This window comes from Erythrobacter sp. (assembly GCF_011765465.1).
Taxonomy (GTDB): domain Bacteria; phylum Pseudomonadota; class Alphaproteobacteria; order Sphingomonadales; family Sphingomonadaceae; genus Erythrobacter.
In genome coordinates this window covers 1,124,995-1,151,672 of sequence record NZ_CP050265.1, presented here as the reverse complement: position 1 = coordinate 1,151,672, position 26,678 = coordinate 1,124,995, and the positions used below count along the sequence as shown (strand labels likewise).

The following is a 26,678-nucleotide window of genomic DNA, read 5'->3' as shown; positions in this document are numbered from 1 at the left end:
CTATTCCGCGGCTTCGGCGAGCGAGCCCCACGCCGAATAGTCGGAATTGGCGAGCAGCTGCGCCTTGGCGGCGTGATATTCGCGCTCCATCCGGGCGACGAGCTCTTCGACCGTCCCGACCGACTTGACCGCGCCGACGCCCTGGCCCGATCCCCAGATGTCCTTCCACGCCTTGGCCTTGGTGTTGCCGCCGCTGCCGAAATTCATCTTGGAGGGATCGCTTTCGGGCAGGTTGTCGGGGTCGAGCCCGGCCGCTTCGATCGAGGAGCGCAGGTAATTGCCGTGCACGCCGGTGAAGAGGTTGGTGTAGACGATCCCGCTCGCATCGCCCTCGACGATGCCCTGCTTGTAGCGCTGGTCGGCATTGGCTTCTTCGGTCGCGATGAAGGCGCTGCCCGAATAGGCGAAGTCCGCCCGCAGCGCCTGGGCGGCGAGGATCGAGGCACCGTGCGCGATCGAGCCCGACAGCGCGACGAGCCCGTCGAACCATTCGCGAATTTCCTGCATCAAGGCGAAGGGCGACAGCGCGCCCGCGTGCCCGCCGGCCCCTGCGGCGACGGGGATGAGCCCGTCCGCGCCTTTCTCGATCGCCTTCTGCGCGAAGCGATTGTTGATCACGTCGTGCATAGTGATCCCGCCCCAGTTCCTGACCGCCTGGTAGACTTCCTCGCGTGCGCCCAATGAGGTGATGATCATCGGCACCTGCCACTTCTCGCAGGTGGCCATGTCGGCCTCGACCCGGTCGTTGGTCTTGTGGATGATCTGGTTCACCGCGAAGGGCGCGGCCGGGCGATCCGGGTTCTCTCGGTTGTGCTTGGCGAGCTCTTCCGTGATCTGATGGAGCCATTCGTCCAGCAGGCTCTGCGGGCGCGCGTTCAGCGCCGGGAAGCTGCCGATGATCCCCGCCTTGCATTGCGCGATCACCAGTTCCGGGCCGGAGACGATGAACAGCGGCGAACCGATCAGCGGCAGGCGAAGGCGGTCGAACGGAGCGGGAAGGGGCATCGGGGACAATTCTCCTGAAAAAGATATTCGCGAGGGGCGATGTGACACTGTGTCCTTAGCCCAGCACCTCTTCAATGTCATAGAAGCGCGCGGCGTTCCCGGCATAAAGATCGGCCTTTTCTTCGGCGCTCGCCCCAACCGTGATCCGTTTGAAGGCGTTCCACAGGACCGGGTAGGTCGCGCCCCAGCGGTCGACCGGGTAATTGCTCTCGAACATCGCGCGTTTCGTGCCGAAAGCCTCGATGCAGGTTTCGATATAGGGCTTCCACAGCCGCGCCAGTTCCTCCGAGCCAATGCCCGCCGCCGGGCCTTCCTCGGGCATGGCGCAGTTGTGCATGGCGAGCCCGCCTAGCTTCACCATGACGTTCTCGCACGTGCCGAGTTCGCGGATGTTCGCCGCCCAGGTGTCGAAGCGTTCCTCGAGCTTGCCCGAATAGCTCGCGCAGCCAAGGGGCGTGCCGCAGTGGTCAAGACAGATCGGCGTATCGGGAAAGGCGCGGGCGAGATCGATCACGTCGGGGATCTGCGGCTCGAGGATCCACGCATCGAAGCTCATGCCCCGCTTGCCCAGCTCGGCGAAGCCTTCGCGGAAGGTCGCGTCGCGGTAGAGCTCGGGCGGGGCGTGGAAGGGCGGGCCGAGAACGTCCGGGTCCGCGTCCCATGCGCCCTGATGGCGAATGCCGCGAAAGCGCCCCGGCGCGGCGGCCTTGAGCGCATCGAGCACCTCGCCCGCCGCCGCTCCCAGCGTGAGGTCGGCATGGCCGACGATGCCGGCGCACAGGCGCGCCTCTCCATAAAGCCCGCTTGCCGATTGGGCCGCGACCCCGTTCACGTATTCGACTTCGCCCACGGGCTTCAGAGCCTCGCCGTAGGCCGCGTTGTAGAACGCGCCGCATTCCATGAAGACCGAGGCGACGACGTTGTGGCCGCTCCCCGCGACCTCGGCGTTGAAATGGTCGAAAGTGTAATGCGCGACCGGCACGAGCGCCTCGAGGAAGCGATGGCGCGGTTCGGGGAACATCGGGAGCAGCGGGCGCAGGTCCCACAAGTGATGGTGCGGATCGATGATCGCGAGATCGGGATCGAGGGTCTCTTCGGCGTTGTCCGGCATGTCATGCTCTCCCTTGATGCGCCGTTTTCCGACGCCTGATTCGAAACGTCTATGCCACGGTTGCGCCTCATGGGGCAGGGTATGAAGCCGCGTGGACCCGTCGCCCTTGCACCGGGTGAAACGACAGTCCGGGAAATGAACAAACTCGCATGAAAACAAGGCTAAGGGGTTGCATCACTGCCGTCACTCGATAGGCATATCGTGTATGCTCGGCCATCGGCGACGGGCGGTTTTCGAGGGGCGCATCTTCATCTTCAGGACTGATATTGCCGCCAGACGCGGCGCTTCGATTGTTGTCACGGCGCTTGGCCTGGGGCTGCTCGGCGCATGCGGCGGCGATGACAGCAGCCCGCCGCAGCCAGCAGCGACTGCCGCACCTTCACCAACACCAACACCAACGCCCACTCCAACTCCGACACCGACACCGACACCGACACCAGCTCCGACTTCGGTATTCGCACCCGTGGCGGCCCCGGCACCGACTGGAGCCCTGATCGGCATTCCGTATACCGGTCGCAAGATAGTCTGGTTGCCGGTCATCGAATATGGCGTCCCGCCAAGCGGCGACTACGTGCAGCGGGGCGCGACATCCTTTTCACCCTCTGGCCTCGGACTGTTGGAGCGTGAAGAGGGAGAATTCGCCTTCTGGTTCGGAGGGCGACCGGGCGGGACGAACGGTGAGACCCTTGCAGTTGAATTGGATGTCGGCGATTTCGTCGGACGCGCAACCGACGGAGCTTTCGACGTCTACGAGAAGGCGGTGGACGAGTTCGACGTCCGCGTCGATCTCATGCGCCACGCCCCGGACAATCCGCTCGGCCTATTTGACCGGGTCACGATCGGCCGCGCGCAGTTCGAATATGACAGTGCATTCGGGACGGAGCGACGCGTCTTCGCCTATGCCGCTTCAGAGAACAATGTCGAGCCGCAGCTTCCTGCAAGCGGCTCGTTCTCCTATCGCGGTCCGGTCATCGGGCACGGCATCGGGACGAACAGTCGCCGGGCCTATGATCTGGTCGGCACGATCACGCTGGACGTCGACTTCGAGGCGAGGGAGATCACGGGCGCGCTCGAATTTCGCGGCTTCGACCGCGAACAGGCTTTCTTTGTCGATCTCGGCCGTTTGTCCTTCGAGTCCTATCGTTTCGATGGCACCGGCGCCTGGTCCGCAGAGATCGAGGGGGCAGGCGGCATTGCGATCGGCGACATTCGCGGCGTTTTCAATGCGATTGACATCACCGAGGGCTTCGGGGCTTTCGAATTCGAATTGCAGGATCCGAGCAACCCGGCATCAACCTTGCGTGCGGCTGCAGCGTACATCGCACAGGAGGAATAATAAGAATTCGTTTTTTTGCTTTAAGAATGTGACATTTGTTAAAGTGTGAGTGCTTTGCGCCTGTTCTCGTAAACTCTACGTGAAAAATGATTTGACCGAAAGCGGGACCCATTTCTGCCGGCCGCCATTAGTAGGGCAGGAGACAAACATCATGCTGAAATGGGCTATCATCTTTCTTATCATCGCGCTGGTCGCGGCGGTTCTTGGATTCGGAGGGCTTGCAGGAACGGCGACGAATATCGCCTACATCCTGTTCATCGTCTTCATCATCCTCGCCATCATCGCCTTCGTGCGCGGCAGGGCGTGACGCTTCAGCTTACGGCGCGCACGTAAAGGTGCCAGGTCGCGTGCCCCAGCACCGGCAGCGCCACCAGCAGGCCGAGGAAGGCGGGGATCATCGCAAGCGCGAGCAGCGCGGCAATGATGCCCGCCCAGGCCAGCATCACGAACAGATTGGCGCGCATGACGGCGAAGCTGGCGATGATCGCGGTCGGGAAGCTCACCTTGCGCTCGACCAGCATCGGCAGGCTGATGACGGTCATCGCGTAGAAGGCGAGCGCCATGATTCCGCCCACCGCGCTTCCCACGGCGAGCATCGCAAGCCCCGCAGGCGTGGCGAATGCGGCCAGGATCGCGGCGGGACTGTCGGCTCCCATCCCGCTTTCGGCCATGAAGATCGCGAAGATCGCGTGCGCCACGATCATCCAGAACGAGAACGCGACGAAGACGATCACGCCCATAGAGAGGATCTGGTCGTCGCCATGCCCCTTCAATGCGCCGAGCACCGCGCCCCAGCCGAGCGGTTCGCCCCGCTGCCGCCTCCGGCTCGCCTCGTAGAGCCCGACCGCGACAAAAGGGGCGACGAGCGGAAAGCCCGCCGCCGCCGGGATCAGCCACGACAATTCCCCGCCGACGAAAGCGACCCATGCCGCCGCCAGCCCGGCGACGACATAGACCCCGCCGAAGAACAAGCCGTAATGCGGCGCGGCGAGGAAATCGCGCCAGCCCGCGCCCAGCGCCGCGCCGAGGTCGGCGAGCGCAAGGTCGGTCGCAATTCGCGGCGGCGCGCCCGCGTCCAGCCCCGAGGTGTCGGGTAAGGTTCCCATGAACAGCCCTCCCGTGCCGCTCCAGTTCGATAGCGATACTGCGCCCAAACAGGCAGGTCTGCAAGATGCGCCGGGGATGGCCTTGCGGACCCGGCAGGCTGGTGACGAGGGCCATGATCGTCCCGTCACCAGTGGCGGAGGAGCGGCAGCAGCGTTCGGCGCACTCGCTTAAATGATGCCGGGCGGGGCGGAGTTTCCCCGCATACCCCCGCGCGGCCCGTCCCGGCCTAGCGAGCGCGTTCGACCGCCGAATTGGCCGCCGAAAGCACCGCGCGCACGCTTGCCGTGGCGACGTCCTCGTCGATGCCGCAGCCCCAGATCGTTCGCCCGTCCGCTGCTTTGCATTCGATGTAGGCGGCTGCCTTGGCATTCGTTCCGGTGCCGAGCGCGTGTTCGGAATAGTCTGCCACCTCGAGTTCGACGCCGAAGGCTTCGCGAAGCGTGCCCATCACCGAAGAGATAAGTCCGTTGCCGCGTCCCGATACGCTGCGTTCCTCGCCCTCGACCGCGATGGTTCCAGCGAAGATTCGCGTCCCGTCCGAGGCGCGGCTTTCCTCGTAGTCGACCAGCTGGAAATGCTTGTCGGGCGTGTGGACGTGGTAGTGGCGGCGGAATGCCTGCCAGATGTCGGCGGCATTGAGTTCGCGCCCGATCTCGTCGGCGAGCCGCTGGACCTCCTTGGAAAAATCGGCCTGCATCCGCTTGGGCAGTTTGAGCCCCTGGTCCTTTTCCAGCACCCAGGCGAAGCCGCCCTTGCCGGATTGCGAATTGACCCGGATCACGGCCTCGTAATTGCGCCCGAGGTCTGCCGGGTCGATCGGCAGGTAAGGAACGCGCCACTGAGGATCGTTCTGCGTCTCGCGCGCTTCGAAGCCTTTCTTGATCGCGTCCTGGTGGCTGCCGGAAAAGGCCGTGAAGACAAGTTCGCCGCCATAGGGGTGGCGCTGGTGGACGGGCAGGTCGTTGCAGTATTCGACCGTCTCGATGACCCGGTCGATGTCGGAGAAATCAAGGCCCGGATCGACCCCTTGCGTGTAGAGATTGAGCGCCATGGTGACGAGGCAGCAATTGCCGGTGCGCTCGCCGTTTCCAAACAGGCAGCCTTCGACCCGGTCCGCCCCCGCCATCAGGCCCAGCTCGGCCGCGGCGACGCCCGTGCCGCGGTCGTTGTGGGTGTGGAGCGAGATCACCGCCGCCTCGCGGTTGGGCAGGTGACGGCAGAAATACTCGATCTGGTCGGCGTAGACATTGGGCGTCGCCGCCTCGACGGTGGCGGGCAGGTTGAGAATGATGGGGTGGTCGACCGTGGGCTGGAGCACCTCCATTACCGCGGCTGAAACCTCGATCGAGAAATCGAGTTCGGCGGTGGAGAATGTCTCCGGCGAATACTGGAAGTGCCAGTCGGTGCCGGGGCGCCTTGCCGCCTCGTCGCGCATGATTTTCGCGCCGGCAACGGCGATGGCCTTCACCTCGTCCTTGCTCATGCGGAAGACGATGTCTCGCCAGGCGGGGCTGACCGCGTTGTAGAGATGGACGATCGCCGCACGCGCGCCTTCGAGGCTGTCGAAGCTGGTGCGGATGAGGTCTTCGCGGCTTTGCGTGAGGACCTGCACGGTCACGTCGTCGGGGATATCGCCCGAGCGCACGAGCCCGGAGATGAAATCGAACTCGGTTGCCCCGGCGCTCGGAAAGCCGACTTCGATCTCCTTCACCCCGATTTCGACGAGCAGGTCGAAGAAGCGGCGCTTCTTCACTGCGTCCATCGGGTCGATGATCGACTGGTTGCCGTCTCTGAGGTCGGTCGAAAGCCAGCGCGGCGCGCGCTCTATCAGGCGGCTTGGCCACTGGCGGTTGGGCAGGTCGATCTGCCCGAACGGGCGATACTTGGCGGAAGGGTCCTTGAGCATGGAGGAAAATCGCTTCTGAATGTCGGGAGGAAGTGCGGCAGCGTCACCCTTGGGAGCGAGGCCGCGCCTTCTTCACGCGCGGACCCTCACGCCCAAGGGCGCATAAGTCGTAGAAGCGAGAGGCCGGTCCGGTTCATGCGAAGCGCCTTATGCCGATTGCGCGCGCCCATGCAAGGGGGAAGGGCACTTATCTTGCGCTCAAGGCCCGTGCGGCGGCAATATTGCGCGCCTCAGCCGCAGCGCGCGTCGCGGATGATGTTCTGCGCGTCGAGCATCAGGTTGAGCCGCGGATTGGTCGGGTCGGGCTTGATATAGGGCGAGCCGGCTTGGATGAAGCGCACCTCGTTGGCGCCGCCGATCACCTGCATGATTTCCGCTCGTGTCGCATCGTCCGCGACCTTGCCGATGTAAGGGCCCATTGCGGGCGCGTTGCAGGTTTTCGCTTCGGGATCGGTCGCGGTGCCGGGGGCGTAGGGGCCGGGCGCTGCGCCGGGTAGCGGGGCGGCGACGCGCGGGGGTTCGGTCGCATTGGGGGCCGGGGCAGGGGTGGCGCCCTTGATTCGCTCGGCGAAAGTGTCGGCATCGTTCCCGCTTTCGGCGGGCGTTTGCGAACCGCAGGCGGCAAGCGCGAAGGCGAGCGGGGCAATCAGCGCGCAGGCGAAGGGCTTGGTCATCGGGCGTGATCCTGACTCAGTTCGCGAAGCGCCATGACGCCCGCCAAGTTGCGGTTTCATGACATTCTCGTTTCCGCCATCGCATCCGCGATGCGATGCCCTTGGCCCTACGGGCCTGCGGGCCGGCCGCGTGGCCTCGCGACCTTTCGGCCCGTTCCTGTGCCACGAGGCGGGTTTGGCGCTCTTCATCGCCAGCGCAGGCGCTCGCGGGTGAGCTGGTTCACGCTGGTCACGCCCATCAGGCGCATCCCGCGCTCGATCTCGTCCTTCAGGATCGCAAGCGCGCGTTCGACCCCGTCCTGTCCCGCCGCCGCCAGCGCGTAGAGATAGAGCCGACCGCCCGAAGCCGCGTTCGCGCCCGCGCACAGGGCTTTCAGAGCGTGCGTGCCGCGCCGGATGCCGCCGTCGCAGATGATCTCGATCTCGCCGCCGACCGCCTCTACGATTTCAGGCAGCTGGTCGAACGGCGCGCGGCTGCCGTCCAACTGCCGTCCGCCGTGGTTCGAGAGCATTATCGCATCCGCCCCGATTTCGACCGCCCGGCGCGCGTCGGCGGCGCTCATCACGCCTTTCAGCACGAAAGTCCCGCCCCATTGCTCGCGGATAGCTGCCGCAGTCGACCAGTCCATCGAGGTGTCGAGCATGGTGTTAAAGTAATCCGCGATGCTCAGTGCCTTGCTCGACCCCTCGGCGACGTGGGTGTCGAGATTCGGCAGGCGAAATTTCTCGCGCAGGAGGTAGTCGAGCGTCCATTTCGGCTTCGTGGCATAGGAAATGACGCTCGCCGGCGTGAAGCGGGGCGGGGTGGTGAAGCCCGAATGGAGGCACCGTTCGCGCTTGCCCGAAACGATCGTGTCGACCGTCAGCGCGAGCGCGTCGAAGCCCGCCGCCTGGCAGCGCTCGATCATGTGGGTGTTGAGCGACTTGTCCTTGTGGACGTAGAGCTGGAACAGCTTGGGGCCGGAGGTGAGCGCGGCGATTTCCTCGATGCTGCGCGTCGCGAGGCTCGATATGCCGAACCAGAGGCCGAATTTCTCCGCCGCCTTCGCCACCGCCGTCTCGCCCTGCCAGTGGAATGCGCGCTGGACCGCGGTGGGTGAGAGCATCAGCGGAAGCGCCGATCTGCGCCCGAGAATGGTGCAGCTCGTGTCGATTTCGGCGACCCCTGCGAGCACGTCCGGCACGAGGTCGCATTCATCGTAAGCGGCGGTGTTGCGCGCCTTGGTCAGCTCGTCGTCCGCCGCCCCGTCGATATAGTCGAACACGGGGAAGGGCAGGCGGCGCTTCGCCAGCTTGCGGAAATCGTCGATGCGGTGGCAATCGGAAAGGCGCATGGGCCTCCTGTCGCGGGGCCGGGGCGGGGAGGCAAGCGCAGCGGCTCGCCTCCCTCGCGTCCCTCAGTTCGTTTCCTTGTCGACCTAGTTCTTCTCGCGGTCGACGAGCTTGCCTTCGCCGATCCACGGCATCATCGCGCGCAGCTCCGCCCCGGTCTTTTCGATCGGGTGCGCCTCGGCGGCCTTGCGGGCGGCCTTGAGTTCGGGCTGGCCAGCGCGATTGTCGAGCACGAAGTTCTTGACGAACCGGCCCGACTGGATGTCGGCCAGCACCCGCTTCATCTCTGCCTTGGTCTCGTCGGTGATGATCCGCGGGCCGGTGGTGATGTCGCCGTATTCCGCGGTGTTCGAGATCGAGTAGCGCATATTCGCGATCCCGCCTTCGTAGAGCAGGTCGACGATCAGCTTGGTTTCGTGGAGGCACTCGAAATAGGCCATTTCGGGGGCGTATCCGGCCTCGACCAGCGTTTCGAACCCGGCCTGGATGAGGTGGGTGATCCCGCCGCACAGGACGGCCTGCTCGCCGAACAGGTCGGTCTCGCACTCCTCCTTGAAGTTCGTCTCGATGATCCCCGAACGCCCGCCGCCGACGCCCGCAGCATAGGCGAGCGCGACATCGTGAGCGGAGCCGGAGGCGTCCTGGTGGACCGCGATGAGGCAGGGGACGCCGCCGCCGCGGACATATTCGCTGCGCACGGTGTGGCCCGGCCCTTTGGGTGCGATCATGATGACGTCGATGTCGGAAGGGGCCTCGATCAGGCCGAAGTGGATGTTGAGCCCGTGCGCAAAGGCGATGGCGGAGCCGGGCTTCATGTGGCCCGCAAGATCGTTTTCCCAGATCGCAGCCTGGTGCTCGTCCGGCGCGAGGATCATCAGCACGTCGGCCCACTTCGCCGCCTCGGTGTTCGAGAGCACCTTGAACCCCGCGGCTTCGGCCTTCTTCGCGGAAGCCGACCCTTCGCGCAGGGCGATGGCGACTTCGGCGACGCCTGAATCGCGCAGGTTCTGGGCATGGGCGTGGCCCTGCGAGCCATAGCCGAGCACGGCGATCTTCTTGGACTTGATAAGGTTCAGGTCGGCATCGGCGTCGTAGTAGACTTTCATTTCTCGTATTCCCCTCGTGTCGCGGAGCGCCGGAGAGCAGTGTCCCGGCGAATGGTGTTTGCGCCCGGCCTAGGCCCGCGCGCGGTTCATTGAAAGTGGTGCTTCACGCCCCCCCGGCGCCGCGCAGCATCCCGACGACGCCCGACCGGCCCACGGAGACGAGGCCGAGTTCGCGCATCAGCACGATGAAACTGTCGATCTTGTCGGGGCTACCGGTGAGCTCGAAAACGAAGCTGTGCGTGGTCGTGTCGACCACCTTGGCCCGGAAAAGCTCCGCGATGCGCAGGGCCTCGACCCGTTTTTCGCCCGTGCCCGCCACCTTTATGAGCGCCAGTTCGCGTTCGACGTGAGGTCCGGCGGTGGTCAGGTCGGTGACTTTGTGGACCGGCACCAGCCTCTCGAGCTGCGCCTCGATCTGGTCGATCACCGCCGGCGGCCCGTTGGTGACGATGGTGATGCGGCTGATCGCGTGGTCCTCGGTGATGTCGGCCACGGTCAGGCTGTCGATATTGTAGCCGCGCGCGGTGAACAGGCCGGTGATCTTGGCGAGGATGCCCGGCTCGTTGTCGACCATGACGGTGAGGACGTGGCGCTCGGAAGGCGCTTCGGCGATCTTCATGGGGCTCACACCAGCGCCTTCGCTTCGTCGTCCATCGTGCCGAGCACTTGGTCCCCGTAGAGCAGCATATCGGTGTGCGCCGCACCCGACGGGATCATCGGCAGGCAGTTCGCGTCCTTGGCGACGCAGCAATCGACGATCACCGGGCCGTCATGGGTGAGCATGGCCTCGATCCCCGCGTCGAGCTCGCCGCGCTCGGTGATGCGGATGCCCTTCCAGCCGTAGGCTTCGGCAAGGCGAACGAAATCGGGCAGGCTGTCCGAGTAGGAATTCGAATAGCGGCTTTCATAGGTCAGCTCCTGCCACTGGCGGACCATGCCCATGTATTCGTTGTTGAGGATGAAGACCTTGACCGGCAGGCGGTATTGCGAGGCCGTGCCGAGTTCCTGGATGTTCATCTGGATGCTCGCCTCGCCGGCGATGTCGATCACCAGCGCGTCCGGGTTGCCCAATTGCGCGCCGATCGCGGCGGGAAGGCCGTAGCCCATCGTGCCGAGCCCACCGCTGGTGAGCCACTTGTTCGGCTCGGCGAAACCGAAATATTGCGCCGCCCACATCTGGTGCTGGCCGACCTCGGTGGTGATGATCGGCGAGCGGTCCTTCGTCAGCGCGAACAGCCGCTCGACCGCCTTCTGCGGCATGATCGCGGCCGGGTCCTTTTTGGAGGTCTCCGGATAGGCGAGGCATTCGCGCGCGCGCCAACCGGCGATGCGGGCCTTCCACTCGCCCAGATCCTGTCCCTTGCGGGTGCCCCATGCCTCGACCAGCTGGCCGAGTGCGGTGGCGCAATCGGCGACGATGCCCAGTTCGACCGGCACGTTTTTGTTGATCGACGAACGGTCGATGTCGATGTGGATCTTCTTCGAATTCGGGCTGAAGGCATCGAGCCGCCCCGTCACCCGGTCGTCGAAGCGCGCGCCGATGCAGACCATAACGTCGCACTGGTTCATCGCCATGTTCGCTTCGTAAGTGCCATGCATCCCGAGCATACCGAGCCAGTCGGGATGGTCGTGGGGGAAGGCACCGAGGCCCATGAGGGTCGAGGTGACGGGCGCGCCGGTCAGGTCCTGGAAAGCGCGCAGCAGGCGGCTCGCCTCGGGCCCGGAATTGATCACGCCGCCGCCGGTGTAGAGGATCGGTCGCTCGGCGTTTTCGATCATCTCGATCGCTTCGGCGACTTGCTCGGCGGGCGCGACCATCTGGGGCTGGTAGCGGTGCGGGGCGGGGGCGGCGCGGCGCGACATTCCGGGGACCGCGATCTGCACGTCCTTGGGAATATCGATCACGACCGGGCCGGGGCGTCCGGTGGTGGCGATTCGGAAGGCTTCCTCGACCGTCGCGGCGAGGTCGGCGGGATCCTTCACGAGGTAATTGTGCTTGGTGCAGTGGCGGGTGATGCCGACCGTGTCCGCCTCCTGGAAGGCGTCGGTGCCGATAAGGCCCGTGGGAACCTGCCCGGTGATGACGACCATCGGGATCGAATCCATGAAGGCATCCGCGATGCCCGTCACGGCATTGGTCGCACCGGGCCCGCTGGTGACGAGCACGACGCCCGGCTTCCCGGTCGCGCGGGCATAGCCTTCGGCCGCGTGCGCCGCGCCCGCTTCGTGGCGGACGAGGATGTGACGGATGGAGGGATGCCCGAACAATTCGTCGTATATGGGAAGCACCGCACCGCCGGGATAGCCAAAGACGAATTCGACTCCCTGCTCGCCAAGGCAATCCATCAACAGGGCGGCTCCCGAACGCTGCGCCACTTCACCAAACTCCTCATACGAAACCGGCCCGAAGCGTGGGTCGCATCGGGCCGATCGGGAAAATCACGCGGAAGAAATCCCCAATCAGCCAGCACCATCTACGATAAGAAGGACGAGCATCACGGGAACCTTTCAATCAACCTGTCGTCACTGTGCGGCCATAGGTGCCTTGCATGACGAAACCGAAACAATGGCCCCGCTTCCGCCGGGCTTGCGAGGCCGAGGTAGGCGGCAGAATCTAATGCGTCAACCCTTAATCACGTAATAATGATGCGAAAATATTCACCGTAGAGATATTTTCGGATTCACCGCTTTCGGGAATGGTCTGCCAGCCTGTGCCCGACTGGTGGCGCAGCCATGTGTATTGCCGCTTGGCGTAGTTGCGGGTCGATTGCTGGCCCTCGGCAATCATGGCCTCGCGGCTCGTTTCGCCCGCAAGGTAGGCGGCGATTTCCGGCACGCCAATCGCGCGCATCACGGGAAGGGAAGGGTCGAGCCCGCGCTCGAGCAGGGCTTCGACTTCGCCAACCGCCCCGGCCTCCAGCATCGCCTCGAAGCGCGCATCGCAGCGGGCATAGAGCCCTTCGCGTTCGGGCATTAAGACGGCTGCGTGAAGGTCCATTTCCTCCCCGATCCCGCCCGTCTTCGCCCGCTGCCAGTCGGCCAGCGTCACGCCGGTCGAACGCTTGACCTCGAGCGCGCGGGCGATGCGCTGGCTGTCGGTGGGGGCAAGTTCGATCGCGCGCTCCGGATCCTCCATCATCAGCGCCGCATAGGCGCTTTCGACGGGAAGTGCCCGGACCACGGCGCGGATCTCGGGGTCGATCGCGGGGATGGGGGCGATCCCTTCGAGCAAGACCTTGATATACATCCCCGTCCCCCCGACGAGGATGGGGAGCGCACCGTCCGCGTGCGCCGTTTCGATGACTTCCTTCGCCGCCTGCGCCCATGCGGCAGCCGAGCAGGCTTCGGCTCCGTCCCATTCGCCGTAGAGCAGGTGCGGCGCGCGAGAGCGCTCCTCCTCGCCCGGCGCGGCGGAAAGGATCGGGATGTCGCGATAGACCTGCATCGAATCGGCGTTGATGATGCGGGCCTCGCCCTTCCACCTGTCGGCGAGGCGCAGGGCAAGAGCGCTCTTGCCGCTCGCGGTCGGCCCTGCGATGAGCGCGAGCGGGCGCGTGGCCACGTCGCCCTCAAAGGATTTTTCAGGAGATTGCCTGGTGCTCATAGCCCGGCTGATAGCAGACCAGACGTCGCAGGGAACCGAAGAAGCGGGCCCGGCGCCCGCGCTCGAGGCGCGGCTCGACGCGGCGCTGGCATCCTTCGCGGAGAAGGGGATGCCGGTCGCGGCGGCGGTGATGCTGCAGCATTGCGACGGCGTGCTGCAACTGTCCTTCGCCGATGCCGAGCCCGCCGCCGTCCTCGAGGGGATCGACGCGCATTTCGGCCCGTGCGACGCCTTGGTGGGGACGGGGGCCACGGGCGGCGAGATCATCGTGCCGCACCTGTTCGTATCGGACATGGATTCCACCATGATCGGGCAGGAATGCATCGACGAACTCGCCGATTACGCCGGGATCAAGCCGCAGATCGCCGCGATCACCGAACGCGCAATGCAGGGAGAGCTCGATTTCGAAGCCGCGCTGCGCGAACGCGTCGCTCTGCTCGAAGGATTGGAGGAAACGGCGATAGACCGCTGTCTCGAGGAGCGAATTCGACCTACGCCGGGCGCTGCCACGCTCGTCGCGACGCTCGCGGCAAGGGGCGCTCGCAGCGTCCTCGTCACTGGCGGCTTCCACCATTTCGCCGATCCCGTCGCGACGCGGCTCGGCTTCGACCGGGTGGTCGGCAACCGGCTCGCAGTGAAGGGCGGGAAGCTTACCGGCGAACTCGAAGGGCCGCTTACCGATGCCGGCGTGAAGGCTCGCGTGCTGGCCGAGGAGATGGAAGGGCTCGGCGGGGAAGCGCACAGCCTCGCGACCGGCGACGGGGCGAATGACATCCCGATGATCGAAGCGGCGAGCTACGGCTTCGCCTATCGCGCCAAGCCGAAAGCGCGCGCGGCGGCGAACGGGCGGATCGACAGGGGCGACCTTACGGCGGTACTCGCCCTGTTCGGCATCCCGCGCGCGGATTGGGTCGAAAAGGGCTGATCCGAGCCGGGCGGTGGGCCTTGCGCGGCGAAAGGGTTTTGAAACGGAACCGGATGATGCTATTTACATCGATGTAAGTAGCGCGGTGTAAAGCCGCCGCGAAGGATGAAGGCTCCGACCATGACGAAGTCGATCGACTATTCCACCCTGACCGCTGCCGACGGCACGGTGCTGCGCCATCCCGACCGGCCGCAGCCTCGTTACTCGTTACCGCGCGCGATCAGGAATTTCCGCCTCCTGATGAAGGACAAGGAAGACACCAGCCTTGTCTTCAAGATCTACGAGTCGCTCCCTTCGAAGGATTTCCTGCCGCGGGTGAGGGATCTCGCCCTGTCCGAACGCGGCGAATTGCTGCGCCGGACCGAGCCGAACCTGCCCGAAATCCTCGATGATCACGCCGCCCTGCGCCGCACGCCCAGGGGCAGCCTCGCGCACGCCTATTGCGACTTCATGGAGAGCGAAGGGCTTTCGGCGGCGGGGCTGGTCGCCGAGGCTGAAAAGCTCGGCCGGCCGAAATATCCCGACCTCGTGCAGTGGTTCGCCGAGCGTTCGCGCGACACGCATGATCTCTTCCACGTGCTGACCGGCTATGGCCGCGACGCGCTGGGCGAGCAATGCGTGCTGCTCTTCACCCACGGCCAATCGCCGACCCACGGCCACCTGCTGATCGGCTATGCGGGCGCTGCCAACATCAAGAAGATGACGTGGGGTTCGAAAGCCCCGGTCATGGGTGCGGTGAATCAGGCGAAGCGCACCGGCAAGGGCGCGCCGCGCCTCATCGAACAGCCGATCCGCGAGCTGCTGAAGCAACCGCTGGACCGCGTTCGCGAGGCGCTCAACATTCCCGAGCCGACGCAATACCGCGAATGCCACCGAATCTGGCGCGAGGAAGGGCTGGACCCCTACGACCTGCTCGCGACGCAGAGGGACGATGCGGAGGCGGTGGCGGCCTAGAGCCAGCTTGCGATCTGCGACAGCGGCTTCTTGCGCAATGCCTTCGCCGGGACGGTCGCATCCGCGCTCGGGTGGCCGACCACGACGATCATCACCGGCTTTTCCCATTCGGGCCGCCCGCAGGCTTCGCGCAGGAAGCCCATCGGCGATGGCGTATGCGTCAGCGTCGCCAGCCCCGCTTCGTGCAGCGTCGCGATGAGCATCCCGCAGGCGATCCCGACGCTTTCGTTCACGTAGTAGTTCTGTGTGAACCCATCCTCTTCGAGACCGCCCTTGCGCTGGCCGAAGACGACGATGAGGAAAGGCGCGGTCTCTAGAAAGGGCTTGTCCGCATCGGTGCCTAGGCCCGAAAGCGCCGCGAGCCATTCCTCGCTCGCCTTGGGATCATCGCCGTCCTCGCCATAGAAGCGCCGCTCTTCGCCCTCGGCCGCAAGCCGGATCGCCCGCTTTTTATCGGGCGAGGCGACGACCGCAAAATGCCAGGGCTGGTGGTTCGCGCCGTTGGGGGCCGTGCCCGCCGCCTCGATCGCGGCCTCGATCACTTCGCGCGGGACCGGCTCGTCCGAGAAATAGCGGCAGGTCCGGCGTTCGCGGAGCCGGTCGCGCATAGCGCGTGCTCGGGCCACGCTTTCCTCGTCCGAAAGGCGCGGCAGCGAGTAGGGTAGGGTGTCGTGCGGTTTCATGCGCCCTCTATCCGGGCGGTTCGCGCTTTTGTGAAGTGGACACGTAACTGACAGGGATGTAAATAAGGTGCGTCCCAAGGAGGCAAAGATGACCCCTACCGATCTCCCGCTGGTCGCGCCCGAACGCCGGATTTCCGGAATCCGCCCGCTCAAGGTGCTGCACCACTTCGGCAAGCTGGTCGAGGACAAGGAGGACACCGAACAGGTCTTTCACATCATCGAGGCGACCAAGGGAAAACGCAGCCATGAACAGGCGCGCGACTTCATTCTTTCGCCAGAGGGGCAGCGTTTCCTCGCCGAGGGGCAGGACATTCCCGCCATGCTCGACGATCACGACCGCTGGGCCGATTGCGGCGAGAACAGCGTCGCGCAGCGCTACATCGCCTTCATGAAGCGCGAGGGATTGAGCGCGGCCGGCCTGGTCGCGGAAAGCCACAAGTGGGCTCCGCCCGAAAGCCTGCCCAGGGATCTCACCCAATGGTATTTCGACCGCCTGCGCGACACGCATGACCTGTTCCACGTGCTGACCGGCTATGGCCGCGATGCCCTGGGCGAGGCGGCGCTGCTCGGCTTTTCCTATTCGCAGAATCACAACAAGGGCCTGCTTTTCATCGCCTATGCCGGGGCGCGGCAGATCGCGAAGGTGTCGGGCACGAAAGCGCCGCTGTTCAGGGCGGTGCGCGAAGGCCAGCGCAATGGGCGCGCCGCAGCGAAGATCGCGCACCAGGATATCGCGGCGCTGATGCGAGAGGACATCGACGAGGCGCGCGCGCGGCTCGGCATTGCAAAGCCGGTGATTTACCGCGAGTGCCTGCGCATCCTCGAATCCGAAGGCAATGTCCGCGAAGAACTGACGCTGGGCGGCGCGGAAGCGGCCTAGGCTTCCATCCAGTCGCGGAAGAAGCTCTCGTGCGCCTCGCGCAGCGCGTCGAGGCTCTGCCCGAGGATAGTGTCGCCGCCGACGGTTCCGATCCGGGTGAAGCCGACCAGTTCGGCCTGCGGGCTTTCCGGCCCCTCGGCGACGATCCGGTTGAAGGCGTCGGCCTTCTCCGGCGAGACGGTGATGACGTAGCGCGCCTGGTCCTCGCCGAACCACCACTGGGCGGGCGTGTAGGCAACATTGCGCGACAGCTGCGCGCCGAGATTCCCGGCAAGCGCCATTTCAGCGATTGCGACGGCGAGCCCGCCGTCGGAGACATCGTGGACCGCCGAAAGCAGCCCTTCCGCGATCAGGCGACGCACGATCTCGCCCGCACCGCGTTCGGCTTCGAGGTCCACCGGCGGCGCGCGGCCTTCCTCCCGGCCCTCGATCACCGCGAGCCAGAGCGACTGGCCGAGATGCGAGCGCGTCGGGTCGGGGTGCGCCCAGAACTCGGGCGCGACGAGGTAGATCGCATCGCCCTCGGCCTTGAAGGCGGGGGTAGTCATCTTGGCGGCATCCTCAATCACGCCGACCCCGCCGATTGCGGGGGTGGGCAGGATCGCGCTGCCGCCTCCGGTCGCCTTCGATTCGTTGTATAGCGAGACGTTGCCGCTCACGATCGGGAAATCGAGCGCGCGGCAGGCATCGCCCATGCCTTCGAGGGCGTGGACGAACTGGCTCATGATCTCGGGCCGCTGCGGGTTGGCGAAATTGAGGCAATTGGTGACCGCAAGCGGGCGCGCGCCCACGGCGCACAGGTTTCGCCAAGCCTCTGCAATGGCCTGCTTTCCGCCCTCATAGGGGTCGGCATAGACATAGCGCGGGGTGCAGTCGGTGCTGATCGCGAGCGCGCGATTGGTTCCGTGGATGCGCACCACCGCTGCGTCGCCCCCGGTCTGGAGCGTGTCGCCCATGACTTGGCTGTCGTATTGCTCCGCGATCCAGCGGCGCGAGGCGAGGTTGGGGGAGGCGAGCAGTTTCAGGAGATCCGCGCCGGGGTCCGCACTCTCGGGCACTTCGGAAAGGCGCGGTATGTTGACCCATGCGGCGTATTCCTCGCGGGAGAGGTAGGGGCGCTCGTATTCCGGCGCGTCGGCGGCAAGCGGGCCGAGCGGGATGTCGCACACTACTTCGCCATTCCATTCGAGCACCATGTGCCGCGTGTCTGTGACCTCGCCGATCACTGCGAAATCGAGCTCCCACTTGCGGAAAATCGCCTCGGCCTCCGCCTCGCGGCCCGGTTTGAGCACCATGAGCATCCGCTCCTGGCTCTCCGAAAGCATCATCTCGTAAGGCGTCATGCCCTCTTCGCGGCAGGGCACCTTGTTCATGTCGAGCCGGATGCCCGCATTGCCGTTGGTCGCCATTTCGACGCTGGACGAGGTGAGGCCCGCCGCGCCCATGTCCTGGATAGCGACGATCGCATCGGTCGCCATCAGTTCGAGGCACGCCTCGATCAGCAGCTTTTCGGTGAAGGGGTCGCCGACCTGCACCGTGGGGCGCTTGGCCTCGGCATCCTCCTCGAAATCGGCGCTCGCCATGGTGGCGCCGTGGATGCCGTCGCGCCCGGTCTTGGAGCCGACATAGACGATCGGGTTGCCGACGCCTGTGGCAGCCGAATAAAAGATCCGGTCCGCGTCCGCGATCCCGACGGTCATCGCGTTGACGAGGATGTTGCCGTCATAGGCGGGGTGGAAATTCGTCTCGCCGCCAACGGTCGGAACGCCCACGCAATTGCCGTAGCCGCCGATTCCCGAGACGACGCCTTTCACGAGATGCTTCATCTTCGGATGTTCAGCCCGCCCGAAACGCAGCGCGTTCATGTTCGCGACTGGACGCGCGCCCATGGTGAAGACGTCGCGCAATATGCCGCCCACGCCCGTCGCCGCGCCCTGGTAGGGCTCGATGTAGCTGGGGTGGTTGTGGCTCTCCATCTTGAAGATCGCCGCAAGTTTCTGCCCTTCCGGCCCTTCGCCGATGTCGATCACGCCCGCGTTCTCGCCCGGGCCGCAGATCACCCAATCGGCCTCGGTCGGCAGCTTCTTCAGGTGCACGCGGCTCGACTTGTAGCTGCAATGCTCCGACCACATGACCGAGAAGATGCCGAGCTCGACGAGGTTCGGCTCGCGCCCGAGCGCATGGAGGACGCGCTCGTATTCCTCTTCGCTGAGGCCGTGCTGGGAGACGATTTCGGGGGTGATGGCAGTCATGAAAGAGGCTCCTTGGGCGCGCCCTTTAGGTCACGCGGGCCGAGCCGCCAAGCCGCCTCTTCGGATGCGCTGCCGGTTCTCCCCCACCCACCAGGCGAGCGCGGTCAGCACGCCGAAGGCGACAAGCGCCTGGATGTAGAGAAACGCGCCCGCTTCGGCCGGGTGCGGGGCGAACCAGTTGACACCCTGCAAGGCGAGGAGCGCGGCGAGCAGCACCAGCGGCTGTCCCACCGGCCCGCGCGTGCGGGAAAAGTAGAAGACGAAGGCAGCAAGCGTGAGCCCGAGTTCCAGCGGCATCGCGATGAGCGGATAATCCCACAGGCCGAGGCCATAGGCGGGCGGCGAACCGGCTAGGGTCAGGTCCGGCGCATGGGTCAGCCAGTCGAGAACCCAGTGCGACATCACCACGACGCCTGCGATCAGCCCGCCCGCCGCGCTGCGCTGCCACAGCGCTACGACCAGCGCGAAGCCGACCGCCCATGCGCCGCATCCTGCAAGGCTGTGCGTGTAGGGCATATAGTAGAGATCGAACGGAACCATCGCCGTCGCCCCTTCCTCGACGCGCATTTTTTCGACCCCGGCCAGCGCGAGCGAAAAGAAACCCCAGTCGACCAGCTGCGCTGCGACGAACAGCGTGCCCAGCTTGGGGCTCCGCTCGCTTAGCGCGGCAGCGGCGAAGGCCGGGGCGAAATGACCGATGAACATGAGTGCGACCCCTGCTTCGCTCTTCTAGTCTGCGCCGACAAAGCGCAGCGTGATCCATGTGGCGATCGCGCTTGTCGTGCCGGTGGCAAAGGCGCCCCAGAAGATGTCGAGCACGCTGATCTTCGTCGCCCAGACCTTGAACACGGCCTGGCTGGTGAGGTCGAAGGTCGCATAGCACAGCGCGCCGAGCAGCACGCCGTTGAGGAGCGCATATCCGACCGAGGCGCTCTCGATCCCTGGGCGAATCGCGAACCACACCATGCCCGCGAGATAGACCGCGTAGAACACGCCGGCTGCGGCCATGTCGAAATCCTCGGCCATGATTTCGCCGATGACCGGACGGTAGAGGTTGCCCGCCGCCCAGCGCAGCCACATCGCGTCTAGCAGGCCGAACACCAGCGCCGCGGCGAGATAGGCCGTGATCCACTTCACCATTGTGCTTTCTTCCCCTGTTGCCCTGTCCTGTTTGAGGGCCAGCCTTGACCGCCGCGCGGTGCACCGTCAATGCTCGCCGCCATGGACGAGGGAACGAACGCCGCCTCGCCGGCGGCCGATATCGAAAACATGAGCTTCGAGCAGGCGCTGGCCGCGCTCGAACAGGTGGTGCGCCAGCTTGAAAGCGGGGACGTGCCGCTCGACGAATCGATTGCGCTTTACGAACGCGGCGAGAAACTGCGGGCGGCTTGCCAGAAGCGGCTCGACGCGGCGCAGGCGCGGATCGAGAAGATCGTGACCGATCCGGGCGGCCGCCCGACCGGCACCGCGCCGCTCGACGAGACGCGCTGACATGGCCTTGGTCGGGATGGAAGGTAACCTGCTCGCCGACGGGCTCAAGCGCGTGCAAGCAGAAATCGACGCGAGCTTCGATGCGCTGTTGCCCGTGCCGGAGGATACGCGCGCGCGGCTTGTCGAGGCGATGCGCTATGCCACCATCGGCGGCGGCAAGCGGGTCCGCCCGCTGCTGGTCGCGAGCACGGCGGAGATGTACGGCGTCAGCCGCGAGGCCGCGATCCGCGTCGGCACGGCGATCGAGGCGATCCACGTCTATTCGCTGATCCACGACGACTTGCCCTGCATGGACGACGACGAATTGCGCCACGGCAAGGCGACCGTTCACCGCGTCTATGACGAGGCGACTGCGGTGCTGGCAGGCGACGCGCTCCACGCGCTCGCCTTCGACATCCTTGCCGATCCCGACACCAGTTCGGACCCCTTCGTGCGCAGCGAGCTGATCGCGACGCTCGGCCACGCCTCGGGCATGAACGGCATGGCCGGCGGACAGATGATGGACATGGTCGCCGACGAGGAGGGCGTGGACTACGACCTCAGCGCAGTCACGCGGCTCCAGCAATTGAAGACCGGTGCGCTGCTCGGCGCGAGCGTCGAGATGGGCGCGATCCTCGGGCGGGTTCCCGACAGCGCGCGCGCGCACCTGCGCGCCTATTCGCGCGACATCGGGCTTGCCTTCCAGATCGCCGACGACCTGCTCGACGTGACCGGCGACGAGGAAAAGGCGGGCAAGGCGCTGCGCAAGGACGAGGTGCAGGGCAAGCAGACCTTCGTCACGCTGATGGGCGTCGACAAGGCCCGCGAACAGGCCCGCGCTCTGGTCGACCAGGCGATTTCGCACCTCGCCAGCCACGGCAGCGAAGCCGACACGCTGCGCGCACTCGCCCGATTCATCGTGGAACGCGACCGGTGAGCTAGCCGGAGCGGCGAGGAAAGCTTACGAACCATCCCATGATACAATTCAATCAAGACAGGGCCGCAGGCCCGGGAGAGGAGCACCGCCCATGAAAGCGCCGCTCTATGCCATCTACATCACGCTCGCCGTGGTGATCGCCGTCGTCCTGTTCGTGCTCATCCCCGGCGAGGAGCCGGGCGAGGCGCGGCCCGACGTGCTCGAGGAGCAGATCATCCTCGTCATGGACAATTTCGGGGTCGAGACCTGCGAGGATGTCGCCGTCGTCGGTTCCTACAAGCGAACCGATGCCGAGGGTTTCCGCCAGATGCTCGCCTTTTCCGCGCCGATGGACTGCGTCGAGGCGATGCGCGCCGCGGCGCTCGAACGCGGCTTCGTCGAGGGGCAGGGCGGCAGCTATGCGCTTCCGGACAGCCCGGCTCAGGAAATGCTGACGATCTACACCGAACCGGGCGCAGACCGGGGCGCGTTCGAATGGGAAAGGACCGGGCAATGAGTACCCGCGTCGGGATATATCCCGGGACTTTCGATCCCATCACGAAAGGCCATGCCGACATCATCCGGCGCGGCGCGAAACTGGTCGACCGGCTGATCATCGGGGTCACCACCAATCCGTCGAAGAACCCCATGTTCGAGACGCAGGAACGCTTCGCCATGGTCGAGCGCGAGGTCGCCGCCATGGGCCTCGACAATGTCGAAGTCGTCGGCTTCAATGCGCTGCTGGTGAAATTCGCGCAGAAGCAGGGCGCCTCCGTCATCATCCGCGGCCTGCGCGCGGTGGCGGATTTCGAATACGAATACCAGATGGCGGGCATGAACCAGCAATTGGACGAGGAAATCGAGACGGTCTTCCTCATGGCTGACGTCTCGCTCCAGCCGATCGCGTCGAAACTGGTCAAGGAAATCGCGCTTTATGGCGGTGACATCTCCCGCTTCGTCAGTGCCGAGGTCGAGTCCGAAGTGCTGGAGCGGGTCAAGCGGATCGGGCTCAAGGGCGATTACTGACCGCGCGAGGGCGGCGCACGGGATCATTCATTGAAGTGTCAGGCGCGCGCCGTTAAGGAACGCGCCCGAACAAGGAAGTTAAAACACCCGTGTCCATTCCCAGAACCCTGCAGAGCACCGCCGTTCTTTTCGTGCTGCTCGCGGCCGCTTTTGCCGCGCTGCTCGCCCCTTCGCCTGCCCGCGCGCAGGACATGACGACCGGCGAAGCCGCCAAGGAGCGCGAGGAAGTCGCGCCTGCCGGCCCGCGCCTCTACGAAAAGGTCAATTACGACATGAACGAGGACCGCGAGAACATCTGGCTGCTCGACCTGTCGAACGGCGAGAGAGTCGCGATCCGGCTGATGCCCGACTGGGCGCCGAAACACGTCGAACGGATCAAGACGCTGACCCGGCAGGGCTTTTACGACGGGGTGATCTTCCACCGCGTGATCGACGGTTTCATGGCCCAGGGCGGCGATCCGACCGGGACCGGGCAGGGCGGGTCCGACCTTCCCGACCTCGAGGCCGAGTTCAACGCCATGCCGCACGTGCGCGGGACCGTTTCGATGGCCCGCGCGAACGAGGAGAACAGCGCGAACAGCCAGTTCTTCATCGTGTTCTACCCGCGTTTCAGCCTCGACAAGCGCTACACCAACTTCGGCCGGGTGATCGACAACATCGCCGCAGTCGACGCGATCCAGCGGGGCGAGCCGCCGCAGAACCCGACCCGCATCCTGCAGGCATCGATCGCCTCCGACAACGTGCCGCCGCCCGCGATCACCGCCCCGCCCGCGATGGAGCAGGACATCACCGCCGATATGCTGAGCGCGCCCGTCCAGCAGTAAGGGCCGCTGGGGGCGCGAATCGGCCTTGCGCCGCGCGCCAATGCGGCTAATCGGCGCGCCATGCGTGTCGACCTCTTCGATTTCGATCTTCCCCAGGACCTCATCGCCCTGCGGCCGGTGCGGCCGCGCGATGCGGCGCGAATGCTGCTCGTGCGCGGGACGGACCCCGCCGCCCCGATGGAAGACAAGGGCGTCCTCGACTTGCCGGACCTGCTCGAGCCGGGCGATGTCCTCGTCTTCAACGACACACGCGTCATCCCGGCCCAGCTCGAAGGGCGGCGCAGGGACGGCGAGGCGAAGATCGGCGCGACTCTCCACAAGCGGATCGACCTTCGCCGCTGGCAGGCATTCCTCAAGAACGCGAAACGGGTGAAGGAAGGCGACGCGCTGGTCTTCGGCGGCGGTGTCACCGCGATTGCCGAGGCACGCCACGGTGACGATTCGGTCACGCTGTTCTTCGAGGGCGAGGAACCGGTCGAGGTCCTGCTCGACCGCGCCGGGACCATGCCGTTGCCGCCCTACATCGCGTCCAAGCGCGCGATCGACGAGGCCGACCGCGAGGATTACCAGACCATGTTCGCGGCGAAGGACGGTGCGGTGGCGGCGCCCACCGCCTCGCTCCATTTTACGCAAAGGCTGGTCGATGCGCTCGACGAGCGCGGCATCCTCCGCGAAACGCTGACACTGCACGTGGGCGCGGGGACCTTCCTCCCGGTCAAGGCCGAGGACACCGACGACCACCAGATGCACGCGGAATTCGGCGTGATCCGCCCCGACGTGGCCGAGCGTCTCAACGCCGTGCGGGCAGCGGGCAAGCGGATCGTCGCGGTCGGCACGACGTCGCTGCGCCTGCTCGAAAGCGCCGCCCGTCCCGACCGCACCATCGCGCCCTTCGAGGGCGACACCGACATCTTCATCACGCCCGGCTACACCTTCAACGCGGTCGACGGGCTGATGACCAATTTCCACCTGCCCAAATCGACGCTGATGATGCTGGTGAGCGCCCTGATGACCCGCGAGCGCATGATGGCGGCCTATGCCCACGCGATCGAGCAGCGCTACCGCTTCTATTCGTACGGCGACTCTTCGCTTCTCCTGCCCGGCGGTTGACGCTCGCGGGTTGCAATCCGCTGCCGCCCTGCCACACCGGGGGCGTGAGCGAACCCATCCTGAAAATCGAGAATCTCTCAAAGGTCTACAAGGGCGGCGTGCGCGCGCTCGACGGCGTGGACCTTGAGATCCGGCGCGGCGAAATCTTCGCCCTGCTTGGCCCCAACGGCGCGGGCAAGACAACGCTGATCGGAGCGGTCTGCGGGCTCGTGCGGCCGACTTCGGGGACGATCACCGCCTTCGGATACGACATGGCAAGCGACTGGCGCGTGGCGCGTCGGCGGATCGGGCTGGTCCCGCAGGAATTGTCGACCGATATGTTCGAACAGGTCCAGCACGCGGTCGCCTATTCGCGCGGGCTGTTCGGGCGCTCGCCGGACAAGGCGAAAATCGACGAGATCCTGCAATCCCTCAGCCTCTATGAGAAACGCTCGGCGCAAATCCGCGAGCTGTCGGGGGGTATGAAGCGCCGCGTCCTCATCGCCAAGGCGCTGGCCCACGAACCCGAACTCCTGTTTCTCGACGAGCCGACTGCGGGGGTGGACGTCGAACTGCGCAAGGGGATGTGGGACCAGATCGCGGCGCTGCGCGAACAGGGCGTCACGATCATCCTGACCACGCATTATATCGAGGAGGCGGAGGAAATGGCCGACCGCGTCGGCATCATTCGCGGCGGCCGCATCCTCATGGTCGAGGACAAGGAGACCATCATGGAGCGGCTCGGCACGACCGAGGCTGTCATCGCGCTCGCCGAACCGCTGGGCGCGCTGCCCGATGCGATCCGGGCCTTCCCGGTCGAGGTCAGGGCCGAGGGCCGCGAACTGGTCTATCGCGGCGGCGACGGCAAGGGCCGGGGACGGGCCGAGATCGCCGATTTGACCAAGGCGCTGGTCGCTGCCGGCATCGATTATGTCGGCATCGACATCCACGACAGCTCGCTCGAGGACATCTTCGTTTCGCTGGTGGCCGAAGGGCAGGGCGCATGAGTTTCTCCTTCAACGCGCGCGGGGCCTGGTCGATCTATCGCCGCGAGCTGATGCGCGCCTTTCGCACCGCTTTCCAGTCGATCCTCTCCCCGGTGCTGACGACCTCGCTCTATTTCATCGTCTTCGGCACGGTGATCGGCGGGCGGATGGAGCCCATCGGCGGCGTGCCCTACGGCGCCTTCATCATCCCCGGCCTCTTGATGCTGACCCTGCTGGGAGAGACGACCAGCAATTCCTCCTTCGGCATCTATATGCCGCGCTTCACCGGCACGATCTACGAACTGCTCTCCGCGCCCGTGGGCGTGGCCGAGACGCTGATCGGCTTCGTCGGGGCGGCGGCGACGAAGGGGCTGATCCTTGCGGGCATCATCCTGCTGACCGCGACCTTCTTCGTCGATTACACCATCGTCCACCCGTTCTGGGCGGTCGGTTTCATCGTGCTGGTGACGGCGAGCTTCTCGCTGTTCGGCTTCATCCTCGGCATCTGGGCTGACAGTTTCGAGAAGCTCGGCATCATCCCGCTCCTGATCCTCACGCCGCTGACCTTTCTCGGCGGAACCTTCTATTCGATCGATGACCTGCCCGCGCCGTGGGACGCGCTCGCCCTGGTCAACCCGATCGCCTTTCTCGTGAGCGGTCTGCGCTGGACCTTCTATGGGGTCTCGGATGTCAGCATCGTGGTTTCGCTCGGTCTCACGCTCGCCTTTCTCGCCGCGTGCATCGCGGTGATCGCCGTCATCTTTCGCACCGGATGGCGGCTGCGCGAGTAATCGAGCGCCGTTCGTCGGGCCGGATCGGCGTTTCGACAAGTCTGAATTATTTATTCACTTGCCGGACAGGCGGCGCGTCCTAGCTCGCAAGTCGCGACCCCGATCGACGGGGCGCGAATTGTGAGGGAACCATAATAATGAAAAGCACCGCCATTCATGCGGGCCTGGCGATTGCCATGCTCGCAGCCCCTTCGTTCGCCTTCGCGCAGGACGCGGGCGACAAGCCCGAAGTCACCGTCGGCGCGCAGGCTGGATACCACGATCTCGGCATCGCCGACGAGGTGTTCGACCTCACCGGCATCGAGGTCGATGACGGCAGCGCGCTCTTCGGCGGCTTCGTCGCAGTCGATTTCCCGGTGTCCGACACGCTCTTCGCAGGCGTCGAGGGCAATGCCAACCTCGGCACCGATGCGCTCGACGCCGATTACGGCGCCTCGGCACGGCTTGGCATCCGCACCGAGAACGGGACCAAGTTCTATGTGCGCGGCGGCTACCAGTGGGTCGACATCGACTATGCGAACATCCTCGACGTTCCGGAGGCCGCGGTCCCGGCGGGGCTCGATTCCACCTTCGGCGACTACCTCGTCGGGGTCGGCATCGACCTGCCTTTCGGCGGCGCGGTGCTGCGCGGCAATGTCGACACGATTGCCTTCGACACCGTCCGCGCGACCGCGGGCGTCGGCTTCAGGTTCTGAACCTTC

General features: G+C 65.5%; 28 protein-coding genes. 14 read left to right on the top strand and 14 right to left on the bottom strand.

The window, feature by feature from the left end:
- Entirely contained in the window at positions 1 to 1,005 is a 1,005-nt protein-coding gene (locus tag G9473_RS05565) for a nitronate monooxygenase family protein (protein WP_291136990.1), read from the bottom strand.
- Between the two features lie 55 nt (positions 1,006 to 1,060).
- Positions 1,061 to 2,116, bottom strand: a complete 1,056-nt coding sequence (locus G9473_RS05560) for an amidohydrolase (RefSeq protein ID WP_291136988.1) — start codon at positions 2,114 to 2,116, stop codon at positions 1,061 to 1,063.
- Between the two features lie 205 nt (positions 2,117 to 2,321).
- On the opposite strand from G9473_RS05560, the gene G9473_RS05555 reads away from it, so the two are divergent.
- Together G9473_RS05555 and G9473_RS05550 are read left to right on the top strand one after the other, a co-directional pair.
- Positions 2,322 to 3,452: a hypothetical protein gene (locus G9473_RS05555; protein WP_291136985.1), complete on the top strand. Its 1,131-nt coding sequence runs from the start codon at positions 2,322 to 2,324 to the stop codon at positions 3,450 to 3,452.
- Between the two features lie 151 nt (positions 3,453 to 3,603).
- Positions 3,604 to 3,759: a DUF1328 domain-containing protein gene (locus tag G9473_RS05550; RefSeq protein ID WP_291136982.1), complete on the top strand. Its 156-nt coding sequence runs from the start codon at positions 3,604 to 3,606 to the stop codon at positions 3,757 to 3,759.
- 4 nt (positions 3,760 to 3,763) lie between these two features.
- On the opposite strand, the gene G9473_RS05545 is transcribed toward G9473_RS05550, so the two are convergent.
- The 8 genes from G9473_RS05545 to miaA form a co-directional block, all read right to left on the bottom strand.
- Positions 3,764 to 4,558 carry a DUF2189 domain-containing protein gene (locus G9473_RS05545; protein ID WP_291136980.1) on the bottom strand — a complete coding sequence of 265 codons (795 nt, stop codon included), beginning with the start codon at positions 4,556 to 4,558 and terminating at the stop codon, positions 3,764 to 3,766.
- A gap of 227 nt (positions 4,559 to 4,785) precedes the next feature.
- Complete coding sequence (gene leuA / locus G9473_RS05540) at positions 4,786 to 6,465, bottom strand: 2-isopropylmalate synthase (protein WP_291136977.1); 1,680 nt, start codon at positions 6,463 to 6,465, stop codon at positions 4,786 to 4,788.
- A 230-nt stretch (positions 6,466 to 6,695) separates the two neighbouring features.
- Positions 6,696 to 7,139 (bottom strand): hypothetical protein, encoded by a 444-nt coding sequence (locus tag G9473_RS05535; RefSeq protein ID WP_291136974.1) that lies wholly within the window; start codon positions 7,137 to 7,139, stop codon positions 6,696 to 6,698.
- 185 nt (positions 7,140 to 7,324) lie between these two features.
- A complete protein-coding gene (locus G9473_RS05530; protein ID WP_291136971.1) occupies positions 7,325 to 8,473 on the bottom strand; it encodes an alpha-hydroxy acid oxidase in 1,149 nt (382 codons plus the stop codon).
- Positions 8,474 to 8,557: 84 nt separating this feature from the next.
- Positions 8,558 to 9,577 carry a ketol-acid reductoisomerase gene (ilvC, locus tag G9473_RS05525; protein WP_291136968.1) on the bottom strand — a complete coding sequence of 340 codons (1,020 nt, stop codon included), beginning with the start codon at positions 9,575 to 9,577 and terminating at the stop codon, positions 8,558 to 8,560.
- A gap of 103 nt (positions 9,578 to 9,680) precedes the next feature.
- Entirely contained in the window at positions 9,681 to 10,196 is a 516-nt protein-coding gene (gene ilvN, locus G9473_RS05520) for an acetolactate synthase small subunit (RefSeq protein ID WP_291138249.1), read from the bottom strand.
- Positions 10,197 to 10,201: 5 nt separating this feature from the next.
- Positions 10,202 to 11,923, bottom strand: a complete 1,722-nt coding sequence (gene ilvB, locus G9473_RS05515; protein ID WP_291138248.1) for a biosynthetic-type acetolactate synthase large subunit — start codon at positions 11,921 to 11,923, stop codon at positions 10,202 to 10,204.
- A gap of 283 nt (positions 11,924 to 12,206) precedes the next feature.
- On the bottom strand, positions 12,207 to 13,181 hold the full coding sequence (miaA, locus tag G9473_RS05510) for a tRNA (adenosine(37)-N6)-dimethylallyltransferase MiaA (RefSeq protein WP_291136965.1): 975 nt from the start codon (positions 13,179 to 13,181) through the stop codon (positions 12,207 to 12,209).
- Between the two features lie 109 nt (positions 13,182 to 13,290).
- Between miaA and serB the strand changes: the two genes are divergently transcribed.
- Together serB and G9473_RS05500 are read left to right on the top strand one after the other, a co-directional pair.
- Positions 13,291 to 14,106, top strand: coding sequence for a phosphoserine phosphatase SerB (gene serB, locus G9473_RS05505; protein WP_291138246.1), 816 nt, complete (start codon positions 13,291 to 13,293; stop codon positions 14,104 to 14,106).
- Between the two features lie 120 nt (positions 14,107 to 14,226).
- Complete coding sequence (locus tag G9473_RS05500; RefSeq protein ID WP_291136962.1) at positions 14,227 to 15,060, top strand: Coq4 family protein; 834 nt, start codon at positions 14,227 to 14,229, stop codon at positions 15,058 to 15,060.
- On the opposite strand, the gene G9473_RS05495 is transcribed toward G9473_RS05500, so the two are convergent.
- On the bottom strand, positions 15,057 to 15,743 hold the full coding sequence (locus tag G9473_RS05495; RefSeq protein WP_291136959.1) for a nitroreductase family protein: 687 nt from the start codon (positions 15,741 to 15,743) through the stop codon (positions 15,057 to 15,059). The genes G9473_RS05500 and G9473_RS05495 overlap by 4 nt on opposite strands.
- A gap of 88 nt (positions 15,744 to 15,831) precedes the next feature.
- Here G9473_RS05495 and G9473_RS05490 point away from each other — a divergent pair, with 88 nt between their 5' ends.
- On the top strand, positions 15,832 to 16,623 hold the full coding sequence (locus G9473_RS05490; RefSeq protein WP_291136956.1) for a Coq4 family protein: 792 nt from the start codon (positions 15,832 to 15,834) through the stop codon (positions 16,621 to 16,623).
- Here the strand turns inward: G9473_RS05490 and purL are convergent.
- From purL to G9473_RS05475, 3 genes are read right to left on the bottom strand one after another with little or no spacing between them, the layout of a single operon-like run.
- Entirely contained in the window at positions 16,620 to 18,875 is a 2,256-nt protein-coding gene (gene purL, locus G9473_RS05485; protein ID WP_291136953.1) for a phosphoribosylformylglycinamidine synthase subunit PurL, read from the bottom strand. The genes G9473_RS05490 and purL overlap by 4 nt on opposite strands.
- Before the next feature lie 30 nt (positions 18,876 to 18,905).
- A complete protein-coding gene (locus G9473_RS05480; RefSeq protein WP_291136950.1) occupies positions 18,906 to 19,580 on the bottom strand; it encodes a hypothetical protein in 675 nt (224 codons plus the stop codon).
- Between the two features lie 24 nt (positions 19,581 to 19,604).
- Positions 19,605 to 20,015 carry a DUF2177 family protein gene (locus tag G9473_RS05475; RefSeq protein ID WP_291136947.1) on the bottom strand — a complete coding sequence of 137 codons (411 nt, stop codon included), beginning with the start codon at positions 20,013 to 20,015 and terminating at the stop codon, positions 19,605 to 19,607.
- A gap of 81 nt (positions 20,016 to 20,096) precedes the next feature.
- Here G9473_RS05475 and G9473_RS05470 point away from each other — a divergent pair, with 81 nt between their 5' ends.
- The 9 genes from G9473_RS05470 to G9473_RS05430 all read left to right on the top strand — a co-directional run bounded on the left by G9473_RS05470 (position 20,097) and on the right by G9473_RS05430 (position 26,672).
- Positions 20,097 to 20,366: an exodeoxyribonuclease VII small subunit gene (locus G9473_RS05470; RefSeq protein ID WP_291136945.1), complete on the top strand. Its 270-nt coding sequence runs from the start codon at positions 20,097 to 20,099 to the stop codon at positions 20,364 to 20,366.
- A gap of 1 nt (position 20,367) precedes the next feature.
- On the top strand, positions 20,368 to 21,282 hold the full coding sequence (locus G9473_RS05465; RefSeq protein WP_291136943.1) for a polyprenyl synthetase family protein: 915 nt from the start codon (positions 20,368 to 20,370) through the stop codon (positions 21,280 to 21,282).
- Between the two features lie 91 nt (positions 21,283 to 21,373).
- Positions 21,374 to 21,778 carry a hypothetical protein gene (locus tag G9473_RS05460; protein WP_291136940.1) on the top strand — a complete coding sequence of 135 codons (405 nt, stop codon included), beginning with the start codon at positions 21,374 to 21,376 and terminating at the stop codon, positions 21,776 to 21,778.
- Positions 21,775 to 22,287, top strand: coding sequence for a pantetheine-phosphate adenylyltransferase (coaD, locus tag G9473_RS05455; RefSeq protein WP_291136937.1), 513 nt, complete (start codon positions 21,775 to 21,777; stop codon positions 22,285 to 22,287). The genes G9473_RS05460 and coaD overlap by 4 nt, the downstream gene beginning before the upstream one ends.
- Positions 22,288 to 22,478: 191 nt before the next feature.
- The gene (locus G9473_RS05450; protein WP_291138244.1) at positions 22,479 to 23,111 is read left to right on the top strand and encodes a peptidylprolyl isomerase; all 633 of its coding nucleotides are present in this window, start codon (positions 22,479 to 22,481) and stop codon (positions 23,109 to 23,111) included.
- A gap of 60 nt (positions 23,112 to 23,171) precedes the next feature.
- Positions 23,172 to 24,221 (top strand): tRNA preQ1(34) S-adenosylmethionine ribosyltransferase-isomerase QueA, encoded by a 1,050-nt coding sequence (gene queA / locus G9473_RS05445; protein WP_291136934.1) that lies wholly within the window; start codon positions 23,172 to 23,174, stop codon positions 24,219 to 24,221.
- Positions 24,222 to 24,265: 44 nt separating this feature from the next.
- A complete protein-coding gene (locus G9473_RS05440; RefSeq protein WP_291136931.1) occupies positions 24,266 to 25,207 on the top strand; it encodes an ABC transporter ATP-binding protein in 942 nt (313 codons plus the stop codon).
- Entirely contained in the window at positions 25,204 to 25,977 is a 774-nt protein-coding gene (locus tag G9473_RS05435; RefSeq protein WP_291136928.1) for an ABC transporter permease, read from the top strand. Before G9473_RS05440 ends, G9473_RS05435 begins: the two co-directional genes overlap by 4 nt.
- A gap of 137 nt (positions 25,978 to 26,114) precedes the next feature.
- Positions 26,115 to 26,672: a hypothetical protein gene (locus tag G9473_RS05430; protein WP_291136925.1), complete on the top strand. Its 558-nt coding sequence runs from the start codon at positions 26,115 to 26,117 to the stop codon at positions 26,670 to 26,672.
- Positions 26,673 to 26,678 lie beyond the last annotated feature (6 nt).

What these genes read in the sequence shown, in the direction of transcription:
- G9473_RS05495 (WP_291136959.1), bottom strand. Translation starts at nt 15,743, where the DNA reads ATGAAACCGCACGACACCCTACCCTACTCGCTGCCGCGCCTTTCGGAC.
- miaA (WP_291136965.1), bottom strand. Translation starts at nt 13,181, where the DNA reads ATGAGCACCAGGCAATCTCCTGAAAAATCCTTTGAGGGCGACGTGGCC.
- G9473_RS05435 (WP_291136928.1), top strand. Translation starts at nt 25,204, where the DNA reads ATGAGTTTCTCCTTCAACGCGCGCGGGGCCTGGTCGATCTATCGCCGC.
- leuA (WP_291136977.1), bottom strand. Translation starts at nt 6,465, where the DNA reads ATGCTCAAGGACCCTTCCGCCAAGTATCGCCCGTTCGGGCAGATCGAC.
- ilvB (WP_291138248.1), bottom strand. Translation starts at nt 11,923, where the DNA reads ATGGATTGCCTTGGCGAGCAGGGAGTCGAATTCGTCTTTGGCTATCCC.
- G9473_RS05480 (WP_291136950.1), bottom strand. Translation starts at nt 19,580, where the DNA reads ATGTTCATCGGTCATTTCGCCCCGGCCTTCGCCGCTGCCGCGCTAAGC.
- ilvC (WP_291136968.1), bottom strand. Translation starts at nt 9,577, where the DNA reads ATGAAAGTCTACTACGACGCCGATGCCGACCTGAACCTTATCAAGTCC.
- G9473_RS05490 (WP_291136956.1), top strand. Translation starts at nt 15,832, where the DNA reads ATGACCCCTACCGATCTCCCGCTGGTCGCGCCCGAACGCCGGATTTCC.
- ilvN (WP_291138249.1), bottom strand. Translation starts at nt 10,196, where the DNA reads ATGAAGATCGCCGAAGCGCCTTCCGAGCGCCACGTCCTCACCGTCATG.
- G9473_RS05535 (WP_291136974.1), bottom strand. Translation starts at nt 7,139, where the DNA reads ATGACCAAGCCCTTCGCCTGCGCGCTGATTGCCCCGCTCGCCTTCGCG.
- G9473_RS05460 (WP_291136940.1), top strand. Translation starts at nt 21,374, where the DNA reads ATGAAAGCGCCGCTCTATGCCATCTACATCACGCTCGCCGTGGTGATC.
- coaD (WP_291136937.1), top strand. Translation starts at nt 21,775, where the DNA reads ATGAGTACCCGCGTCGGGATATATCCCGGGACTTTCGATCCCATCACG.
- serB (WP_291138246.1), top strand. Translation starts at nt 13,291, where the DNA reads ATGCCGGTCGCGGCGGCGGTGATGCTGCAGCATTGCGACGGCGTGCTG.
- G9473_RS05545 (WP_291136980.1), bottom strand. Translation starts at nt 4,558, where the DNA reads ATGGGAACCTTACCCGACACCTCGGGGCTGGACGCGGGCGCGCCGCCG.
- queA (WP_291136934.1), top strand. Translation starts at nt 23,172, where the DNA reads ATGCGTGTCGACCTCTTCGATTTCGATCTTCCCCAGGACCTCATCGCC.
- G9473_RS05470 (WP_291136945.1), top strand. Translation starts at nt 20,097, where the DNA reads ATGGACGAGGGAACGAACGCCGCCTCGCCGGCGGCCGATATCGAAAAC.
- G9473_RS05475 (WP_291136947.1), bottom strand. Translation starts at nt 20,015, where the DNA reads ATGGTGAAGTGGATCACGGCCTATCTCGCCGCGGCGCTGGTGTTCGGC.
- G9473_RS05450 (WP_291138244.1), top strand. Translation starts at nt 22,479, where the DNA reads ATGACGACCGGCGAAGCCGCCAAGGAGCGCGAGGAAGTCGCGCCTGCC.
- G9473_RS05465 (WP_291136943.1), top strand. Translation starts at nt 20,368, where the DNA reads ATGGCCTTGGTCGGGATGGAAGGTAACCTGCTCGCCGACGGGCTCAAG.
- purL (WP_291136953.1), bottom strand. Translation starts at nt 18,875, where the DNA reads ATGACTGCCATCACCCCCGAAATCGTCTCCCAGCACGGCCTCAGCGAA.
- G9473_RS05555 (WP_291136985.1), top strand. Translation starts at nt 2,322, where the DNA reads ATGCTCGGCCATCGGCGACGGGCGGTTTTCGAGGGGCGCATCTTCATC.
- G9473_RS05550 (WP_291136982.1), top strand. Translation starts at nt 3,604, where the DNA reads ATGCTGAAATGGGCTATCATCTTTCTTATCATCGCGCTGGTCGCGGCG.
- G9473_RS05430 (WP_291136925.1), top strand. Translation starts at nt 26,115, where the DNA reads ATGAAAAGCACCGCCATTCATGCGGGCCTGGCGATTGCCATGCTCGCA.
- G9473_RS05530 (WP_291136971.1), bottom strand. Translation starts at nt 8,473, where the DNA reads ATGCGCCTTTCCGATTGCCACCGCATCGACGATTTCCGCAAGCTGGCG.
- G9473_RS05500 (WP_291136962.1), top strand. Translation starts at nt 14,227, where the DNA reads ATGACGAAGTCGATCGACTATTCCACCCTGACCGCTGCCGACGGCACG.
- G9473_RS05560 (WP_291136988.1), bottom strand. Translation starts at nt 2,116, where the DNA reads ATGCCGGACAACGCCGAAGAGACCCTCGATCCCGATCTCGCGATCATC.
- G9473_RS05565 (WP_291136990.1), bottom strand. Translation starts at nt 1,005, where the DNA reads ATGCCCCTTCCCGCTCCGTTCGACCGCCTTCGCCTGCCGCTGATCGGT.